General features: G+C 44.1%; 19 protein-coding genes. 8 read left to right on the top strand and 11 right to left on the bottom strand.

Annotated features, from left to right (window positions below):
- Window positions 1–3: 3 nt before the first annotated feature.
- A complete protein-coding gene (locus tag J7E32_RS19955; protein ID WP_353654081.1) occupies window positions 4–786 on the bottom strand; it encodes a hypothetical protein in 783 nt (260 codons plus the stop codon).
- Between the two features lie 291 nt (window positions 787–1,077).
- Here J7E32_RS19955 and J7E32_RS19950 point away from each other — a divergent pair, with 291 nt between their 5' ends.
- Window positions 1,078–2,265: an FtsW/RodA/SpoVE family cell cycle protein gene (locus tag J7E32_RS19950; RefSeq protein WP_214911050.1), complete on the top strand. Its 1,188-nt coding sequence runs from the start codon at window positions 1,078–1,080 to the stop codon at window positions 2,263–2,265.
- Complete coding sequence (locus J7E32_RS19945; RefSeq protein ID WP_214911048.1) at window positions 2,262–3,119, top strand: GNAT family N-acetyltransferase; 858 nt, start codon at window positions 2,262–2,264, stop codon at window positions 3,117–3,119. Before J7E32_RS19950 ends, J7E32_RS19945 begins: the two co-directional genes overlap by 4 nt.
- A 20-nt stretch (window positions 3,120–3,139) precedes the next feature.
- Here the strand turns inward: J7E32_RS19945 and J7E32_RS19940 are convergent, their stop codons facing one another.
- Entirely contained in the window at window positions 3,140–4,003 is an 864-nt protein-coding gene (locus tag J7E32_RS19940; protein ID WP_214911047.1) for a sulfite exporter TauE/SafE family protein, read from the bottom strand.
- Between the two features lie 215 nt (window positions 4,004–4,218).
- Between J7E32_RS19940 and J7E32_RS19935 the strand changes: the two genes are divergently transcribed.
- Both J7E32_RS19935 and J7E32_RS19930 read left to right on the top strand, forming a co-directional pair.
- A complete protein-coding gene (locus tag J7E32_RS19935) occupies window positions 4,219–4,797 on the top strand; it encodes a YqaA family protein (RefSeq protein WP_214911045.1) in 579 nt (192 codons plus the stop codon).
- 309 nt (window positions 4,798–5,106) lie between these two features.
- Window positions 5,107–6,831 carry a mechanosensitive ion channel gene (locus J7E32_RS19930; RefSeq protein ID WP_214911043.1) on the top strand — a complete coding sequence of 575 codons (1,725 nt, stop codon included), beginning with the start codon at window positions 5,107–5,109 and terminating at the stop codon, window positions 6,829–6,831.
- Window positions 6,832–7,237: 406 nt separating this feature from the next.
- On the opposite strand, the gene J7E32_RS19925 is transcribed toward J7E32_RS19930, so the two are convergent.
- Together J7E32_RS19925 and mtnK are read right to left on the bottom strand one after the other, a co-directional pair.
- The gene (locus J7E32_RS19925; RefSeq protein ID WP_214911041.1) at window positions 7,238–7,879 is read right to left on the bottom strand and encodes an L-fuculose-phosphate aldolase; all 642 of its coding nucleotides are present in this window, start codon (window positions 7,877–7,879) and stop codon (window positions 7,238–7,240) included.
- Window positions 7,880–7,925: 46 nt separating this feature from the next.
- A complete protein-coding gene (gene mtnK, locus J7E32_RS19920) occupies window positions 7,926–9,146 on the bottom strand; it encodes an S-methyl-5-thioribose kinase (protein ID WP_214911039.1) in 1,221 nt (406 codons plus the stop codon).
- Window positions 9,147–9,352: 206 nt separating this feature from the next.
- Between mtnK and J7E32_RS19915 the strand changes: the two genes are divergently transcribed.
- Window positions 9,353–9,538: a hypothetical protein gene (locus J7E32_RS19915; RefSeq protein WP_214911037.1), complete on the top strand. Its 186-nt coding sequence runs from the start codon at window positions 9,353–9,355 to the stop codon at window positions 9,536–9,538.
- A 531-nt stretch (window positions 9,539–10,069) separates the two neighbouring features.
- Here the strand turns inward: J7E32_RS19915 and J7E32_RS19910 are convergent.
- Together J7E32_RS19910 and J7E32_RS19905 are read right to left on the bottom strand one after the other, a co-directional pair.
- Window positions 10,070–11,305, bottom strand: coding sequence for an ATP-binding protein (locus J7E32_RS19910; protein ID WP_214911034.1), 1,236 nt, complete (start codon window positions 11,303–11,305; stop codon window positions 10,070–10,072).
- A gap of 404 nt (window positions 11,306–11,709) precedes the next feature.
- Complete coding sequence (locus J7E32_RS19905) at window positions 11,710–11,910, bottom strand: cold-shock protein (RefSeq protein ID WP_023626356.1); 201 nt, start codon at window positions 11,908–11,910, stop codon at window positions 11,710–11,712.
- 271 nt (window positions 11,911–12,181) lie between these two features.
- Here J7E32_RS19905 and J7E32_RS19900 point away from each other — a divergent pair, with 271 nt between their 5' ends.
- The gene (locus tag J7E32_RS19900) at window positions 12,182–12,355 is read left to right on the top strand and encodes a hypothetical protein (RefSeq protein ID WP_214911033.1); all 174 of its coding nucleotides are present in this window, start codon (window positions 12,182–12,184) and stop codon (window positions 12,353–12,355) included.
- Window positions 12,356–12,402: 47 nt separating this feature from the next.
- On the opposite strand, the gene J7E32_RS23055 is transcribed toward J7E32_RS19900, so the two are convergent.
- The 5 genes from J7E32_RS23055 to J7E32_RS19880 all read right to left on the bottom strand — a co-directional run bounded on the left by J7E32_RS23055 (window position 12,403) and on the right by J7E32_RS19880 (window position 17,145).
- Window positions 12,403–13,380, bottom strand: coding sequence for an MMPL family transporter (locus J7E32_RS23055; RefSeq protein ID WP_353654079.1), 978 nt, complete (start codon window positions 13,378–13,380; stop codon window positions 12,403–12,405).
- Between the two features lie 54 nt (window positions 13,381–13,434).
- Complete coding sequence (locus J7E32_RS23050; RefSeq protein WP_286183604.1) at window positions 13,435–14,556, bottom strand: MMPL family transporter; 1,122 nt, start codon at window positions 14,554–14,556, stop codon at window positions 13,435–13,437.
- A gap of 53 nt (window positions 14,557–14,609) precedes the next feature.
- Window positions 14,610–14,993, bottom strand: coding sequence for a hypothetical protein (locus J7E32_RS19890; RefSeq protein ID WP_214911031.1), 384 nt, complete (start codon window positions 14,991–14,993; stop codon window positions 14,610–14,612).
- 86 nt (window positions 14,994–15,079) lie between these two features.
- Window positions 15,080–16,471 carry a sensor histidine kinase gene (locus tag J7E32_RS19885; protein ID WP_214911029.1) on the bottom strand — a complete coding sequence of 464 codons (1,392 nt, stop codon included), beginning with the start codon at window positions 16,469–16,471 and terminating at the stop codon, window positions 15,080–15,082.
- The gene (locus J7E32_RS19880; RefSeq protein ID WP_214911027.1) at window positions 16,468–17,145 is read right to left on the bottom strand and encodes a response regulator transcription factor; all 678 of its coding nucleotides are present in this window, start codon (window positions 17,143–17,145) and stop codon (window positions 16,468–16,470) included. The genes J7E32_RS19885 and J7E32_RS19880 overlap by 4 nt, the downstream gene beginning before the upstream one ends.
- 232 nt (window positions 17,146–17,377) lie before the next feature.
- Here J7E32_RS19880 and J7E32_RS19875 point away from each other — a divergent pair, with 232 nt between their 5' ends.
- Complete coding sequence (locus J7E32_RS19875) at window positions 17,378–18,442, top strand: M14 family zinc carboxypeptidase (RefSeq protein ID WP_214911025.1); 1,065 nt, start codon at window positions 17,378–17,380, stop codon at window positions 18,440–18,442.
- Between the two features lie 164 nt (window positions 18,443–18,606).
- Complete coding sequence (locus J7E32_RS19870; RefSeq protein WP_286183603.1) at window positions 18,607–19,521, top strand: nuclease-related domain-containing protein; 915 nt, start codon at window positions 18,607–18,609, stop codon at window positions 19,519–19,521.
- Window positions 19,522–19,716 lie beyond the last annotated feature (195 nt).

The raw sequence follows: 19,716 nt of genomic DNA, 5'->3' as shown, positions 1-19,716 counted from the left end.
CTTTTATTGGGCAAGCAGACTCCATTCTTTTACTTTTTTATCAAAGACAAGCCTGCCATCTGGATTGCTGCGGCTTGCTTCTTTATATTCATCATGCATGTCATCCATGTTGGCAAAATCTCCGATAATCCAAATCGGTATTTCAATTCTGTTGCGGTTTTGCTGGATGTTTTTCAGCGAAAAAACCGCCCCTTCTTTTAATGCTGGCGTCAACGATTTCAGGATCTCCTTGCTGACGGCTGGGTAGGACTTCTTTTTCCTGATGCCGAGCAGTGTTTTTTCCGGTTTCATTTCCCCGAGCTTGCCAGAAAGGACCGTTCCGAGCATCCGGAAAAAATCATTGAAGTTGCGGTAATATATTTTGTTGAACCAGCCATCCTCATGGGAAAGGTAAACAAATCGATTATCGAGCTGGTTATAAAACGGCTGCTTCAGATGATGCTTGATATGGCCTAGATAAAGAAGCTCGGCAATCTCCTGGGCCGTCAGCACATTCAGTGCTTCCACTTCCTCAAAATCAATCCAGCAAAAATCCCCATATGCATGGACGTTTGCGGCGACCAACTTTTCGACGCTGTCTTCAGGTACATATTCAAATAAGGTATGTCTATTGAACTCACCATCCTCATAGCGATGCTTCAACAGCAGCAGATGGTTAAGAGAATCTGACAAGACCCGCGCAAATTCATGGAATTCCATACCATGCGAGAGCACGTACTGATCCCGCTCGTTCAAATGGACATATAGTAAATCCCTGCTATAAGGATGGTTCTTTTTCAAAAGCACAACCTCCCGGAAAATTCTCAGCTGCATGATTGCCAGCGACACTCTTGCTCCGTACAATTAACACTTCTTCCATTCTAACAAAAACACATGAAAATATCTTATTCTTACTCTTCAAAAACATAATTATTATCGCACTAACATGTTAAAAGAATCCCTATCATATAGAAACTATTCTCCCTTTTCATTCGTCTATTAATTGCATCGGAAAATGTTACCTGAGAAGGGATTGTAAGGATAATTCAACTCTGCTAGCATAATATTGTAAAAACGGATTGAGACAGGGTGTAGCAAATGGAAAAGCCTAATAAAAAATTTGACCGGTTTGATTGGACATTGACGCTCTTTTTATTCTTGTTCTTTCTGACAAGCTGCCTTGCGATATACAGCGCTCAGAGAACAGGCCAGTATGTTGGACAGAACTTTTTATACAAACAAATCTTTTGGTACGTCGTTGGGTCGGGGATCATCGGTGTCGTCATGATGTTCGACAGCGAACAGTACCGCAAGCTCAGCTGGTATTTGTACGGCTTCGGAGTCTTCCTGCTCATCTTCCTGTTTTTAGCTCCCTCCAGCATAGCCGAGGAAAGGAATGGTGCAAAAAGCTGGTTTTTCATCGAGCCGTTCGGTTCCATCCAGCCTTCTGAATTCATGAAAGTCTTTCTGATTCTTGCCCTTAGCAGCACGATCTATGCCCACCATAAAAAACATTCACGAAAGACACTTCAAACTGACTTCCTGCTTTTCATCAAGCTTGGCTTCATCACTGCCTTGCCACTTGGAATGATCATGCTGCAGCCAGACCTGGGAACCTCTCTCGTCGTGCTTGCAATTTTCACAGGAATCATCCTTGTTTCAGGTATCACCTGGAAAATCATCCTGCCGCTTTATGGCGGAGGTGCGGCACTTGGGGCAGGCATATTGTATCTCGTGATCTGGAAGCCGGAAATCCTTAAAGAATACCTCGGGGTAAAGACGTATCAGTTCGGGCGCATTTATGCTTGGCTTGACCCTGACAGCTACCCCGAATATGGATACCATCTATTAAAATCGCTCAGTGCAATTGGATCAGGAATGCTGACGGGAAAAGGCTTGAACGGCAGTGAAGTCTACATTCCCGAAAGTCATACGGACTTCATCTTCAGTGTGATTGGCGAGGAATTTGGCTTTGCGGGCGGCAGTTTTGTCATCGGCCTTTACTTCCTGCTAATCTACCATTTGACAAAAACCGCACTGGATACGAATGACCCATTCAATACCTACATCAGCGCGGGTGTCATCAGCATGATCACCTTTCACGTCTTCCAGAATATCGGGATGACGATCCAGCTGCTGCCGATTACCGGGATTCCGCTGCCATTCATCAGTTACGGCGGCAGCTCGCTTATGGGCAATATGCTCGCAATCGGTTTGATTTACGGTATCCGGTTCCATCATAAAACATATATGTTTGCCTCGAATGACAGGAGTTTTGATATATGAAGATAGTAAGCCATTACCGTGAGAATAAGGCTTTGAGAAAAAGCTTCATGCAGCTGGCACTTGATGTTTTCGGGATTGATTTTGAAAGCTGGCATGAACATGGATATTGGGGAGAGCGATACATCCCATTCTCCTATGCAGATGGCGACAAGATCGTTGCCAATGTATCGGTAAACGAACTCGACTTTATTATTGAAGGAAAAAGCTATAAAGCACTGCAGATCGGCACCGTCATGACCCATCCGCAGTATCGGAACAAAGGCCTGTCAGCAAGCCTGATGAACCATGTTTTGAACGTATATCAGGGAAAGTATGATTTTATGTACCTGTTCGCCAATGACAGTGTGCTCGACTTTTATCCGAAATTCGGGTTTGAACAAGTTGAAGAACATCAATACGCGACGAAAGTTTTGATCGGGACAGATCCGCTGCCATTAAGGAAACTGAGGATTCCTGAGGATCTTGAGATGATTGAAAGATCCGTCTATACCAGAGTTCCGGTTTCCAACACCTTTGCGACTGCCAATTCCGCCGGGATTACGATGTACCATATTCTTAATGTATTTACCGACCACCTATACTGCCATGCAGAAGCAGATTCTATTTTGATTTTCACGAGAGAAAACAGGACCGTCCACCTGTATGATGTAATCAGCACCGCAACTGTAAACATGAAGGACATTATTTCATCCTTTGGAGACACAGATATAATTAAATTCCACTTCACACCCGACCAAGGTGATTTCTTATTTCAACATGAGCCTTTTAAGAGAGATGGGGCATTTTTTGTTAAAAAGAGAACCGGACTTGAGATCCCTCCCTTCATTATGCACCCTGTTACATCTGAGGCATAAATAGAAAAAAGGCTGAGCAGTCAGCCTTTTTCCTTTGCCCGTTTTGTCTTTATTTTGCTGATAGACATTGTAAAAAAGTAGACGATGAACATTCCCATGATCACCAGGCCGGTTTTATTCAGGTCAAAAAGCTTCAGGACAGCTCCTGCCAGCGTGACAAGATACAGGACCCCAAGCAGCGCGTTCATTTCCTTGTTTTCAAAATAGGAAGTCATTCTTGCGCCAAACTGGGAGCCTACCAGTGCACCGGCTATTAGCATAAGACCAATAAAGTAATTGATATCCGTATTGATTGCGTAGGAGACAAACCCTACTGAGACAATGAGCAGCACCGCAAATAGACTCGTTCCGACTGCCTTTTTCGGATTGAAGCCCAGCGATGTGATGATCAGCGGCACGATGATGAACCCGCCTCCCACGCCTAGCGTTGCCGAGACAAAGCCGCCGAAAAAGCCAAAAGCCAACAGTTTTGGCAGCGAAAAATCGGCAGGTGCAGAGGTCTCTTCGTCTTTCTTCCTGCCCTGGCGAACCATTTTTATCGCAAAATAAGCAAGCAGCACAATATAGAGGAATGGAATGACAATATTATCCCAGCCCCTAGCCTCCAGGGAATACACCATCGGCCGTGCCAACTGTGTCGCGGCAATTCCGCTCAAACCCATGATCAGCCCCTCTTTCCAGAGGATATTTTTCATGCGAATATGTGCGGTAATCCCCGAAATCGATGTACCCACCGTGAAAAATAAGCTGGTTGTGATTGCCTCAAGCGGCGAAAAGCCGATCAGCAGTAATATAGGCGTCAGGATAAAACCTCCGCCCACCCCGAAAAAGCCGGACAAAACACTGATCAAGCCGCCCAGCAGCAAATAGAGTATATATTCCATAGACAACCCTCTCTTTTTATCGAGTTCCTTAATAGAGTACCACTTTTAGCCTAAAAATTAATAATCGCTGACTTATCTTTTACCTGCGGCTGATTATAACCCGCCCGAGTAACGCATTACTGAAATAGTTGGCTCTCGCAGAATTAAACATGGTATACTTTTTACTAGGCTCATTTTGCGGCCTTCCTATAACAACTTAAAGGAGATACTGTTTCATGTCTGAATGGATACATGCGTTTGAAGAATGGCTGCTTGAATTTGGTTCCTGGGGACTATTCTTCGTGTCTTTCCTGGAATCTTCCTTTTTCCCGATTCCGCCTGATGTCTTGATGATCCCAATGGGTATTGCCAATCCTGACAAGGCACTCTGGTATGCCTTCATTACAACAGCAGGTTCTGTAATCGGTGCCCTGCTTGGCTGGTACATTGGTAAAAAAGTTGGCCGACCAATTCTGCGCTATTTTATAAAAGAAGAAAAAATCGCCCTAGTAGAAGGGTACTTCAATAAGTACGGCGCGATGGCGATTTTAATAGCTGGATTCACTCCAATCCCATACAAAGTGTTCACGATTTTTTCCGGAATCTCCAATGTGAAGATTCCAACATTAATCATCTGGTCCATCATTGGACGAGGCCTGCGCTTCTTCCTTGAAGCAGCGATCATCGTTGCTCTAGGTGACAAAGCAATGCCATTCATTGAAGAAAACTTCGCGATGCTCACGATCATTTTAGGAGTTGTCGTGATTGTCGGATACCTGATTTACGCGTATTTAAAAAGATCAAAGAAAGCATAACCGGGCGATTGCCCGGTTTTTTTTATTAAATGCCCCTCTCAAATCAATCGCTAATAATTGAAGACATCATTAAAATACCAGCAACAATCCCTTTACTCTCTCTTTTAATATCGATTTTCCAAAACATCTCTTCCTCATAAGACAAGATTCTCTGCTTTGTTTACACAGACAATATTTGGGTAGATTAAAGTATGCTTGCTAGCTAACTAAGTACTTTTTTCACAGGTTGATGCTGCACTAGTTCTAGTTCTTATCCATACACATCCGCAGCTCGCTTTGAAAGTCCAATTTAAATAAGGAGTGAGAGGTTTGAACAATAATTTTTATAATGGCTGGGACAGCATTCTTGGCAAACTCCCAAATGTGCTGATTGCGCTTGCAGTCCTGCTCGTCGGATGGCTTGTTGCAAAATTGATAGAAAAAGCAGTTTACAAGGGGCTTCAAAAGACAAGTCTTGATAACAAGCTTTTTTCGAATGTGAACAATAAAAAGTACTCAGCTGAAAAAATCATCAGCAAAATTGTCTATATTTTAATTCTAGTATTTGTCTTCATCATGTTCCTGAATATTTTAGATTTATATGTTTTAACGGAGCCGCTCGTCGGAATGTTCTCTACGATTGCCGCAGCGATTCCTAATATCCTGAAAGCAGGATTGATTCTATTATTTGCCTGGCTGATTGCTTCAGGCTTGAAATTCCTGATCCAGAAGGGCGGCAAGACGCTAGGTGTCCATGAAAAATTAAGCAAGTACAAGCTTACGGACGACAATTCTCAGACGACGAGTGCAGTTGATAAAGTCGCGAACATCGTTTTCTATCTTGTCTTGCTGATGGCATTGCCGGCCGTATTGTCCGCACTGAACCTGCATGGCGTTTCAGAGCCTTTCGAAAACATGATCGCAGGGATCCTTTCCTTCATTCCTAAACTTTTTGCAGCAGCGCTGATTCTTTTAGTCGGTTACTTTGTTGCTAAAATTGTTCGTGATATCCTGACGAACTTTTTACAGAGCATTGGCACTGAAACCTTAGTCCAGCGTTTCGGGCTTTCCCGCTTATTTGAAGGCACTAGCCTTTCACGCGTGATCGGCACTGTTGCTTTCGTCTTGATATTAATCCCGACTGTCATCGCCGCTCTCGAGCGACTTGATGTCGATGGAATATCTGAACCAGCCATCGCAATGTTGAATGACATCCTGACGATGATTCCAAATATCGTCGTGGCCATCATTCTTGTCATGATCGGCCTATGGCTTGGTAAATGGCTGAAGAAATTCACTGCTGATTTATTAAGAAGAATTGGTTTCGACTCCTATTTTAAAGGAGTAATTGTAGGTGGCGCAGCAAAGCGTCCTAACTCATTAAGCTTATCGGAAATTGTCGGCTATATCGTCCAGGTCATCGTCGTCCTGCTATTTGTAGCTGAAGCATTGAATGTAGTAAACCTTGATTTCTTCGTCGACCTGGCACGAGGCGTCATTGCTTATCTGCCTCATGTGATTGCAGCGATTGTTATCCTTGGTGTCGGCCTATGGCTCGGCGGCCTTGCAAAGAAAGTACTCAGCAGCATCCTGCAAGGGGACTCTTCAAATGTGCTGGCAACTGTCGCAAAATATGCGATCATCACCATTGCGGTCTTCATGGCACTTGACCAGCTTGGAGTAGCACCAGCAATCGTGAACGCGGCGTTCATCCTGACACTTGGAGGGCTGGCGCTCGCATTCGGCTTGGCATTCGGTCTGGGCGGCAAGAACTTCGCATCGAAATACCTGACCAAGTTCGATGAAAAAATCGAAAAAACCAGCATTGACCAAGCGGCGGTTCAACAGCAGAAAATGAAAAAAAACAGCCCTACCAACCCGAATCCGGCAACACCGCCAAACTTGAATAACCTGAACCAGAACCCTGGAACTGGTCCAAACCTGAACAATCCGAACCAGAACCCTGGAACTGGTCCAAACTTGAACAATCCGAACCAAAACAGAAACCATAATCCTATGGATCCGCATAACCACGACAATCCGTTCAATCCATAATAGAATAAAACACAGCTGCCAATCACGGCAGCTGTGTTTTGTTTTATGTATTTAGCTAAAATTATCAATGAAAAAAACTACGAGAAACACGATGAAGGCATAAAAACTAAGATGCAGAATCACAGTAGTGAAAAAATCCTTCAGTTTATCAAATGAAAAAGGTTCACTCTTCCTTGTCCTTGCTCTCATAGCCAGCCTGTCCCCCTCTAGTAAAACTATCCATTAAGTCCATTTTTTTCTTTTCATAATCATAGCATAATCTGGTGACTTTGTGATTCCCTTTTATGAAATATAGCTGACAGTTAACTATAAAATGGACCGAAAACTTATCAGGCCGACTAAAGGCAAGAGGAGGTTGTTTCAGAGTCCCAGACAAAAAAAGAAAAACCCTCAAAATAGAGGGTCATCATCTCTGGCCGTAACTTTCAAATTTCCTGAACAGAACTGCCATTTCTTCTTCAGTAAGTTCTGTTGGCTCGCCAATCGCTTTCGCCTGATAATAAATCTGAGCGCTGAACTCGATTTCCTCAGCGACTGTAAATGCTGTTTCGATGTTATGGGCACCGGCAATCATACCGTGGTTCGCCAACAGCACAGCTCTTCTATCCACCATGCCTTCAAATGCCTTTTCGGCAAGCTCCTTCGTTCCAAATGTGGCATAGGGAGCGCACCTTACATTCGGACCGGCAAACGCCACCAAATAAGTGATCGGCGGAATGTCCCAGCCAAGTGTGGCTATCGTTTTTGCATAGGGCGAGTGGGTGTGGACAAGCGCGTTTAAATCTTCGCGGCGCTGGTAAAAAATCAAATGCATGTCAAGCTCACTCGACGGCTTTTTCTCGCCATCGACGATTTCGCCATCCAAATTAATGATGACAACATCCTCAGGCTTGGTTTCGAAATAATCGATTCCGCTCGGACTGATGGCAACCAGCTGCTTCTCTCGATTGAAAATGCTGATATTTCCACCTGTTCCTTTTGTCAGGCCGCTAGAAATGATTTTCTTGCCGTATTCTACGACTTTCATCCGTTCTTCCAGAAGCAACATACGATGCGCCTCTCTTTCTCTAAAAATCTAGATAGGGAACGTCCTATTATCGCATATTATGGCTTGAAGCTGAATCCTTTAATACTTTTAAAAATTGTTCGCCCGTTTTGAAGCCGCCTGATTCCAAGATGAACTGCTTCGCTGCAGACAGGCAGATTCTCTCTGCTGTTACACGCTGCTTTTCGTCTGCAATTGTCGTCAAATCCTTGACCTTCGCCAGGCCGGCAATACGGCGGATCATCTCCATACCGGTTACCGATGCCGTATCCTTAAGAACAGAATCCAAGTACCAGCGGTCGAAGCCCTGCTCCTTTGCCATGACCTCCGTGACATTTTCATTCCAGCTTGCCAGGAATTTTTCAGCAAAAAGGTTTACCGTATCTTCAATCGTCTCCTCAAGCCAGGAAACATACTTCTCATCAGCATTAATTACATGTGCGCGTGACCATGCAAACATCAGGTTCGCAACCACGTTGCCAACGTCATAACCCATCGGCCCGTAAAACGCGAATTCAGGATCGATCACTTTTGTCGAATCATCTTTTACGAAAACAGAACCCGAATGCAAATCCCCATGCACAAGCGCCTGAGCATTGGTCATGAAAGCAAACTTAAGCTTCGCAGCCTCAAAGCGGAGTTGATCATCTCCGTATATATTCTCTTCAATCCACTCTTTGTTGGGTGGGAACAAGTCATTTCGGCTGTTATGGTCAGTGAAAGGTTCAGAGTATACAAGGTCCTCCGAAATTTCGCACAATTCAGGGTTGATATAATCCTGGACAAGCGCTTTTTTCGCTTTATGCTCCATGACCACATCCGAAGTGAGCAGAAGCGTATTGACCATGAAAGTCGTCATGTCATCGGCAAGCTTTGGAAAAATACGGCCTTCATTAAGCGCTGTACGGAGGATAGTATGATCAGAAAGATCCTCCATCACGCAGCAATTCATCACATCATCAAACAGATAGACATCCGGGACCAAACCTGGTGCCAGTTCACCTTGAAGCTTCAGCACATTGGATTCAATCCTGATCCGGTTTGTGGAAAGCTTGAACTCATCGGAAATCCTCGCAGTATCACCAGCCTGTTTAACAATCAATGACTTTCCCGATTGCTCATCAATCACCCGGAAGACATAATTCAAATTGCCATCCCCAATTTCAGTGCAGCTCAATTCAGCATCTTTATCAAAGAAAGCGGTCTTTTCTTTTACATATAAAATGACCTCATCAGCATTCATTAAAAAGTAAGTATTAAAATCAGCCATGCTTCTCTTCCCCTTTCCCGCAAAAACAATTATAGGAATCTTTTAAAAATTATTATAGCTTAAGATTGTATTTCGACGCACTAAAAAATACTTCCAAACTAGAAAAGCGGAGGCGACTGCTTAACTCCGACAAGCGCTGCCCGCCTATAACGCCACGTCCTGTGGCTGGCGGGTCTAGCACATCGTGTGCCTCGGAGTGCCTGACAGTGAAGTCGCTCTTTGACTTCATTGGCAGGACCGAAATTGAAATGTATAGCCGACTGTCCAGAAACGAAGAAACTGGAGACTCCGACAAAGAAGCGCTTTTTGCTTCTGCCGGCGGAGTTGAAGTTTCGGCGTTTCTAGGAGGCAACACTAGACAAGCGTCTCGAGGAGTTAGGAGCCGCAGCTAGACAACCAGAAAAGCGAAGGCGACTGCTTAACTCCGACAAATTTCTCGTAAACTTATGAACCTATACAAAAAGAGAAGACCGTCATATCTGCCTTCTCTTTCATTTACAATCTCGTTTTCTGGCTTCCGTCTGTACAGTAGGTTCTCTATCGGACACTTTTCCACGCGTAAGCCTTCCGTTTGGCCGATAGAGCCCTTCTATCGGACATTTTCTCGCGCGTTCGTCTTCTGTTTGGCCGATAGAGCCTTTCTATCGGACACTTTCCACCGCGTTCGTCTTCTGTTTGGCCGATAGAGCCTTTCTATCGGACACTTTTCCCCGCGTTCACCTTCCGTTTGGCCGATAGAGCCCTTCTATCGGACACTTTTCCGCGCGTTCGCCTTCTGTTTGGCCGATAGAGCCCCTCTATCGGACATTTTCCCGCGCGTTCGCCTTCTGTTTGGCCGATAGAGCCCCTCTATCGGACATTTTCCCACGCGTTCGCCTTCCGTTTGGCCGATAGAGCCCTCCGCCTATCAGAAAAGTATTCCATTACTCACATGGCAGGAGAATCGTGAATGTGGTGCCTTTTCCTTCTGCACTATCTACATTGATTCTGCCTTTCATTCTTTGAATAATATCAAAGGAAATCATCATGCCGAGGCCTGTTCCTTTTTCCTTCGTGGAGTAATAAGGATGGCCAAGTCTGTTGAGCTGCTCTTTGTTCATCCCGACGCCTTCATCCCGGAACTGGATTCTTACGTTATTCTTGTCGACCTTGGCGATGATGTAGATGCTTCCGCCGGAAGGCATAGCTTCAATTCCATTTTTTAAAATATTGATAAAAACCTGTCTGATTTCATGAGCATCACCTTTGATGCAAAGATTCTTATCGATCGCCTCCACCAATTCCGTATTGGCGAGATGAGAATAGGATCTCATGAAATCAATCGTTTCTGTTAAAAGTTCACTCAAATCAATTTTCGCCATGCTCCCTGTATTTGGTTTTGCCAGCGAGAGGAAATTATCAATGATGGTCTGGGTGCGATCCAGCTCCTGAAGGGATATTGTGATGAAGAGATTCTGGTTATCATTCAAATTACGTTCTCCCTGGAGCACCTGCATGAAGCCTCTGATCGTGGTCATCGGATTGCGGATTTCATGGGCAACCGAGGCTGCGAGCTGGCTGATTGCTGAAAATTTCTCAGCTTTGTGAAGCTCATGCATCAGTTTTAGCTGCAGGTTGGTGATTTCAATAATATAAATAGTTACCGAGAGCGCAGCGAAAGAGACGAGTGAAAATACAAGCAAATAAAGGTAGTCCTCCGCTTTGCCGGCGTTGATCATTGCCGCAAGTCTTGTCGTTGTGATCATGCCGTACACAAAAAGGCCGAGCGCAATTTTTCTGGTAACAGTTGTGTTCTTATATAATTTTTCAACTGAAAAAAATAAAATTAATATGACAATATAATTGACAGCCGTGACCGGGAGCTTGTCCATCCCCACAAATCCCTGCAATAACAACAGGACAGCCACAAGCAAAAAGCTATCGGTCCTGCTTAGATAAAAAAAGGCAATGAAGACTGGAATCAGCTTCAAGTCGAATTCCATGCCACCATGGAATCTTACAGGCAACGCCATTGTCATTAATAGCGCTGCTAAAATGGCCATTTTAAAGACTTGTTTCTTATATACCGGGCGCTTCTGCATCCATAGAAAGTTATACATGAAGCCGAGCGATAATATAATTGAAAAATGCAGGATCAAATCTTTTATAAACTCTACCATTGTATCCCCCAGGATTCTCCAGAATATGAATATATGCCTACACCATTATTATCTACTCCCATTATGGATACTTCAATGGAAAATTCAGATATTTTTGATAAAATTGCATGATTATGTCTATTACAAAGGATTGCTGTCGTATTCCTGAAGTTTATTGCTGGTCTCAAATATTTGAAGGGAACTAAAGGGGTCGATATATTGTGGATATAACCAACAAAGTTTATAATCCGAAAACTTTTTTCACAGTGTCTGTAATACTTATGCTATAATAAGAACAACCATTGCTTTACCGCATTAAACCCCACTCAATTGGAGTGGGGTTTTTTTAATATTCAAATATATATATGAACATAAAAAAACAAGCTCTGATGACTCAGAGCTTGTTTGTATGGGCTAATCCGTTATTATAGTTTTGTAACGTTAGCTGCTTGTGGTCCACGAGCACCTTGCTCAACGTCGAAAGAAACTTCTTGGCCTTCTTCAAGAGTCTTGAAGCCTTCGCCTTGGATAGCTGAGAAGTGTACGAATACGTCTTCTCCACCTTCGCGCTCGATGAATCCGAAACCTTTTTCTGCGTTAAACCATTTTACTTTACCGTTTTCCATTTTTGTTGCCTCCTAGTGTGATATCCACACAATTTGTTACTATTCTTGTCTCAGTGATATCCAGGCGAATCAAGCAGTGCATGTTCTTTCCTTGCATACCGAACAAAAATAATTCTTCCTAAGAATAACAGAATTGATAAGATAGTGCAAGCATTTAGGAATTTTCTAAAAACAGGGTTTTATAAAAAATCATTCAAAAGTCCATAATGGATTAATAAAAGTGGATCAGAAAATGTGGTATAATTAAAAGAACATGAAAGGGCGTGGCTAATTGAAAAGCGCAAGCAACATTTATAAAACAGGTCAATCGGTCAATATCAAGGAAACCGGCGAAACAGTGACAATCATGAAGTCCCAATACGTAAAAAACATGAAAAGATATTCATACACTGTGAAGGAATACCCAAGCACATTTTATTTCGAGGAAGAACTAGAGAGTAATTAATGCCCCCACTAAAAAGCGTGCCACAGCTGAGCACGCTTTTTTTGTTTCTATTTTACTTTGTGAGGCCAAAGGCTGTATCTTCCCAGCTTGACCATAATCGCTGGTACTAGAATTGTACGAATCAGGAATGTATCAATCAAGACGCCGATCGCGACGGTGAACCCGAACATGAACAGCTCCATGATTGGCTGGGTGATCAGGACGGCGAATGTTGCGGCAAGAATGACTCCTGCTGATGAAATGACTCCACCTGTATGGGATAAGCCGAGACTGATCGCCTCTTTAATCGGTTGTTTCCTTGCTTCCTCTTTTATCCTCGAAATGAGCATGATGTTATAGTCCACACCAAGTGCCACCAGGAAGATGTACGTGTATAACGGAATCCGGTAACTGATTTCGGAATAGCCGAAGAACTGGTCAAAGATGAATGATCCGGCTCCCAGCGCTGTAAAATAAGACAGGATGATTGTTGCCATCATATAGATGGGAGCGATCATGGATTTTGTCTGCACACCAAGCAGGACCATGATGACAACGGTCGTTAACAGGACGACCACCCAAGTATCGCGGTCATTCACTTCGCGGACTTCCGCCTGCTTAGCGGTTTCACCAGCATAGTAGAAGTTTGCTCCTTCAAGGCCAGCACCTTTCTTCAGCTCTCCTTCCTGAATACGGATTTCATTCAACTGATCGAATGTCTTTTGGTCATAAGGATTGCCGGCAAAAACGATCTCCAGCTTTGCTGCATTTTTATCTTTGGAAAAATAAGAATCAGCATGCAGGGCGAAATCAGGATTCACCTGTTCAACCCCTGCCATATCAAGGAGCTCACCCCTTAAGGCTTGCAGTTCTTCTTTTACGATTTCACTGTCACCTTCAACGATCAGGGTTGTCGGTGCCAGCTCACCCGGCGAGAAGTTCTTCTCCAGGATCTCATATCCCTGCCTTGACTGGATGTCATCAGGAAATGATTTGATAAGATTGAATGAATATGTGATATTGACCGTATTCAAGGCAATTGCCACAAGAGGAATGAGCACGAAGACCCCACTCTTCACTGGATTTTTTACAACGATATCTCACAGTCTGGACCAGATGCCCGCTTTAGCAGGTGCCTGGTCGTCCACTTTCGGAAGAGACGGCCAGAACGCCTTCCTGCCAAATAGCACATAAAGAGCCGGCAGCAACGTCAACCCGCCAAGGAGAATCAATACTAATGCAATCGAGAAAACAGGCGCAAAGTTGCGATATGGCTCAAAAATGGCAGCGAACAACACAAGCATGGCCGCGAGTACGGTCCCGCCGCTGAAGAGAATCGGTTCAGTGACTTCCTCCATCGCCCGCTTCATTGCTGTGAATTTGTTTCCCGCTTTTTTTAGCTCTTCTTTAAAACGCGCCACGATGAAAAGCGAATAATCGGTCAGTGCCGCAAATAACAGGATCGACATAATCGAGGTCGATTGTGTCTCGATTTCCATCCCGGCAGAACCTAATATCCCAATACTTTTATTGACCACTTCATAAACAAGTCCTGCTCCCAATAGCGGGACCAGCGCCAACAGCGGCGAACGGTAAATCAGAATCAACAGGATAAAGATCAATCCGACTGTGCCCAGCAAAAGCACGATATCCGCCCGGGCGAATATGCCGATCATATCGGCGACAATCCCCGCTGGACCGGTGATGGCCAGCTTAACCTCCTCCTGCCCTTTCAACTCTTTTTTGGCAAGCTGCCCTATCTTTTTAATAGTGTCATTGATTGTGCTGCGTTCGAGATTTTCATTCAGTGATACTGGCAAAATAAGTGTCGTATGGTTTTCTGATAAAAAAGATGCTTTTGCCTGCGGCGTCATCTGATGAAACGGCACTACCGCCTTGACACCCTCTAACTCCGCCTCCGTCAGCTTTTTGCTGACCTGGTCAATGATCGCAAAATCATTCCCGGTGAATTCTCCCTTTTTATTAAAAACGAGCAGTGCGGGAATCCCCTCGTCATCCGGAAAATGCTCATTGATTTTCTCATCTGCTTTCAGTGAAACGGAATCTTCAGGAAGCCCGGACTCATTGATGCTTGTCGCATAATCACTCGCACTTGGAGCAAGCCAGCCTAGCAACAATGCTGCCAGGACCCAAATGGCCACGATTCCTTTCGAGCCTTTTTGGCTGCCCGAAAAAGCCGTTAATTTCCTTGCCCACTTCATTCTTCCCTCTCCCCCTCTTTAACTTCTTTCGATAAGGCTACAATCTTTCGAAATCAGCCTTCGATAAAGAATGTCGACACCAGGAAGAGGATAAAGCTGACAAGCAATGTCACCCCTCCACCAATATAAAGGATGAGTGAAAAAGCCTCTGGTAAATCAAACGGCTTCAGGTTATGGACCCACATACCTGCTGTCAATCCTGTCGTGCCAATGATCGCTGTCCATGTGTGCCACGAAGCCAATTTTTTCGACGTGATCGTGAATACCTCATAATAAACTGCCCAGGCAAACAACGTTAGCCACCCGACAACCAGGATATGGGCATGGATCGGACGGAACGCATACGAACCCGCACCCGCCATATGAGCCCCAAGCACCGCCCCGACTACTGAAAACACTGCTGAAAATCGAAGCAGTGCCAAATTTTTACCCTTCATTAAAAATCCCCCTCTATAAAAAAACCTTCTGTTTACTTACGATTCTCATTATAAGAATCGAAAGTGAACAGAAGGTGAACTGGATATTACAAATGGGGCGGTGCTTTAGGCAGGAGCACAACGAATTCAGAACCTTTGCCTGGCTCGCTGTTTACAGTGATGGTTCCATGGTGCAGCTTTATAATCCTGTCTACAATAGACAGGCCCAGGCCGGTGCCCTCAATTTCCTTTGATCTCGATGGATCAGCACGGTAAAAACGGTCAAATATCCGCTCGACCTCATCCGGGGACATCCCGATTCCGGTGTCCTTAAAGATGATTTTTACCAGGTCGTTTTCTTCATGAAGGGTGATTTCGATCTCTCCGTTTTCCTTATTGTATTTGATCGCATTTGACAAAAGATTCTCCCAGGCATTATGAAGAAGGTTTCCATCGCCATGGAAGATGACGTCAGGCAAATGAAAGGAGAGGGCAATCCCCTTCTCATTCAGCTGCCATACATATTTTTGGATGAGTTCCTTCATTTGGGTGCCTAAATTGAAAGCAGCCGGCTTGAAGATAAACTCTTCTTTTTCCAGGGATGTCAGTAACAGCAGCTGCTTTGTCAGTAGTGACAGCCGATTCGTTTCCTGTTGGATCACATGGATATAATGGGCCTTTTCTTCCTGCTTCAAATCCTCTTTGCCCAGCAGCTGGGTGTAGCCCTGGATATTTAGTAACGGAGATTGGAAGTCATGCGATACATTTGAGACGAATTCTCTCCTCATCTGATCAAGCTGGCTGAGCCTCAAACTCATTTCCTCAAAGCTTCTGGCCAGGACACCGAGTTCATCCTTCCGGCTGATGTCCAGATTGATATCAAAATTCCCCGTCTGGATCTTTTTTGTTGCGGATGTCAGCTTTGTGATCGGTTTTACAAGATACTTTGAAGCTATCAGTACAAGAAGGACACTAATAATGAACATAATCAAAATCATCCAGCCCATCAGCACATGGACTTCACTGAACAAAAGCTTAATGTCAGGCCGGATGAATAGTGCATATCGATCATTATTAAAGGTGAAGGGCACACCTACCGTATTTCGGAGCTCATTGGCGAAAAAGCCAGTGACGAACGTTTCCATCGGGTAGTCTCGCATACCGTGGTAGATTTCCCCACTCAATACCGAATCTATGGCTCTCTTCTGAAGGTTTGGGTTTTTGAAAGGTGCCCCAAAGTATTGTTCGTAGCCACTTACATTGACTGCGTAGATTTGGTAACCCATCGATGCGGCACTTTCGAGATAGTTTTCAAGCTCGATATTCTCCTGGCTCTCTATGTAACTTGAAAGATTCTCCGCAACATTGACATTCTTCTCGTCGTTCAATGGTTTCACCAGCTGATGATAGTAGGTATTGGCTATCAAAAATCCAAGCAGCGTGCTCGTCAGGATAATGGCTATGGTCGCTATCACAAATTTTGAATAGATGGATTTCATTTGCTTTGTACCTCGACCAAATAACCAACGCCGCGGATCGTCTTGATCGTGAAGTCCTCGGTCAGCTCGGAGAACCGGTCCCGAAGCCTTTTGACATGGACGTTCAGCGTACGTTCATCCCCTGAAAAATCAAGGCCCCAGATTTCCTCGATCAATTGATTCCTCGTAAACACCTGATTCGGCTTCGCTGCCATATAAGAGAGAAGCTCAAACTCCTTCAGAGGCAAAATCAGTGTCTTATCACCCACCTGGACCTCGAAGTTTTGCTGGTTGATCGTTACATTGCCGATGGTGATCAGCAGATTGCTCCGCTTCTGATAGCGCCGGAATAATGCGTTGATCCTGAAAATCAGCTCCTTTGGGTCGAATGGCTTTACGATATAGTCATCCGTGCCTGAAAGGAATCCCTGCTCCTTGTCCTCAATCTGCCCCTTCGCCGTCAGCATGATCACCGGGATATCATGCAGTTCCCGGATTTGCTTTGTCAGCTCATACCCGTCCATTCCGGGCATCATCACATCCACTACCGCCAAATCGATGACAGTTTCATTCACTATTTTCAAAGCCGCGGTACCATCCTGAGCCTGGTAAACAACATGGCCTGCTCCCTGAAGCTGGCTTTTTACCAAAAATAAGATATTAGGATCATCATCGACAATTAAGATTGCTGCCATTACTGTGTCTCCTTACTCAGTTCTAGTTATGTTTATTATAGCGATTCCTGCTTATTTCGCCTAACTACTTACTTTTTACCTATCAAACCCCGTTTTCACTTTTTAAAACTCTATCATTTTTACTTATTTCGAGGCTCGAAATTTGTCTAATAAATAGGCATCTTACTCTATTAAATGTTTTTTAAAAATTCAGTAACATGTATAGTGAATCTAGTTTATAGGAGGAATGACGATGAATTTGAAAAAGAAGGTTCTATTGGTTTCTTTATCAAGCATGATGGCTCTTGGCGCGGTGACTGCGGTGGCCCTGCCTACTGGTGCTGTCGGGAATGGACCGGGTGCCGGAAATGGATCCGTACAAACATCGATTTTGCATACATATGAAAGTTTAGTGGATTACCTGAAGACTCAGGATGCCAAACAGGAGGCAATGGAGCTGGAAGTGATCGGGCAGACCGTCAAAGGCCGTGATATTCATATGGCTAAGTATATTTCCAACCCGGATAATCCAACCATCCTGTTTTTAACGCAGCAGCATGGAAACGAGCAGCTGACAACTGAGGGTGCACTAGAATTCATCAAGCATTTAGGCACTGGTAAAACTAGTGATGTACTTGATAATGTGAACATCCTTGTCATTCCGATGCTGAATGCGGACGGAGCAATGGGCGATGTCGACTTCTCACTTGAAGATTACCACGCTGATGGCGACCGCCACCTTACCCGCTACAACGCAAACTACGTAGATTTAAATCGTGAGCACGCAAAGGCAACTAGCGAGATGGAACCAGAAGCACGCGCACTACACGAGAATGTTTTTGAAAAATATGAAATCGATTACATGATTGACCTTCATCACCAGGGCACGCTCAGCGAAACAGAAGGTGAACTTGTTTCTGGATCGATTCTCTACCCAACGAACCCTGACGTGAAGCCAGATGTGCTGGAAGGCTCCAAGAAGCTTGGTGCCGTCGTATACAATGCGCTTGAAGATACTGGCTGGGGCCATATCGGCAAATATAGCGGCGGGGAAGGTGCCAACATTGGACGTAACGGTGCGGCTGTCCGCTATGATATCTCGACTCTATTATTCGAAATGCGCGGCATGTCCGACCATTATTACGAGCCTTATGCTTTAGGCCAGAAGAGCAACGGCTACCTGATCAAGCAGACCATCACCACTTTGGATGCTACAGTAAGAGCGATTGCTGATGACTCTATCGAAACAATGGATACCAGCTTCTGGGATACCCTGCCTTACCAGACGAACAGACAGAGCGAAGAAGCAGACGAATAAGTCTTTTATCAGTGTGATCCGTGGCGGATCACACTGTTTTATTTTGCTGATTCTAAGGACCAGGCATTTATCGTATATAAGTGTCCTGGTGATTAATTAGAAAAACTGCCTTAAAATGTTCACTGGCTATTTAAACTCTTTTGCTTAAAAATGGAGGAGAAAGGATGTGGAGTATGATTTTAAAAGAACGGGTTAAATCAAATGAGTTAAAAATGCTGGACTGGTTAGCACCCCGGATGGAATTTACCGAGAAAGAGAAACAAAGGCACTTTAATCTCAGGAAAGGATTTGAAGGCGAAATCAAGTTTGATATATGGATGGAAAGCCTTGAAATTGAACATCTTACACTGAATGACCTGCTCCTGGAAGTAGGAGGCACAACCTTCCAGATTGATTCTCTGATCATCATTCAAGATGCAATCCTAGTTTTCGAGGTAAAGTACTATGAAGGTGACTACTACTACGAAGGTGAACGCCTCAAAAAAATCAATGGAAGTGAAATCAAAGATCCCCTGCTCCAATTAAAACGGAGTATCTCCCTGCTTCGACAACTATTTGAAAGCTTAGGCTTTCGCCTTGTGATTGGATCCTCCGTTGTCTTCATTAACCCTGAATTCACTCTATACCAGTCCCCTAAAGATGCACCTATTATTTTTCCAAGCCAGTTAAATCGTTATATGAAAAATCTAAACAAGAAACATTCCAAACTGACAAACCTTCATAAAAAAATTGCAGAGAAGCTTTTACAATTGCACCAAACCGACTCCCCTTATAAGCGAATTCCAAGTTACGAATATGATCAATTGGCGAAAGGGCTTATGTGTAAAGAGTGTCATCAGCTCATGGATAAAATTGAAAGGAAGGAATTCGTTTGCAGCCACTGTGGAACACATGAAAAGATTGATTCCGCGGTGATGCGAAGTATCGAGGAAATAAGGTTACTTTTTCCGGAGAGGAAGTTAACTACAGCTTTGATTTTTGATTGGTGTAAGGGAGTACTGCCTATCAAAGCAGTTAGAAGAGTGTTAAACAAAAATTTCAGACCGGTAGGAGACAGGCATACACGACATTACACATGATATTTTTCGTTTTTCTCTTTTTCCGTTCCCAGCTATATTTTGGGGTAATGCAGGAGCTTTCCTTTTACCCTTTTTCCTTCTCTGCGACGTTTTGGGGTAATGCAGGAGGTTTCCTTTTACCTTTTTTCCTTCTCTGCGAAGTTTTGGGGTAATGCAGAGGCTTTCCTTTTACCCTTTTTCCTTCTCTGCGACGTT

This window comes from Bacillus sp. ISL-55 (assembly GCF_018613155.1).
In the GTDB taxonomy this organism is placed as follows: Bacteria; Bacillota; Bacilli; order Bacillales; family Cytobacillaceae; genus Mesobacillus.
This window is presented reverse-complemented; position numbering and strand designations above follow the sequence as displayed.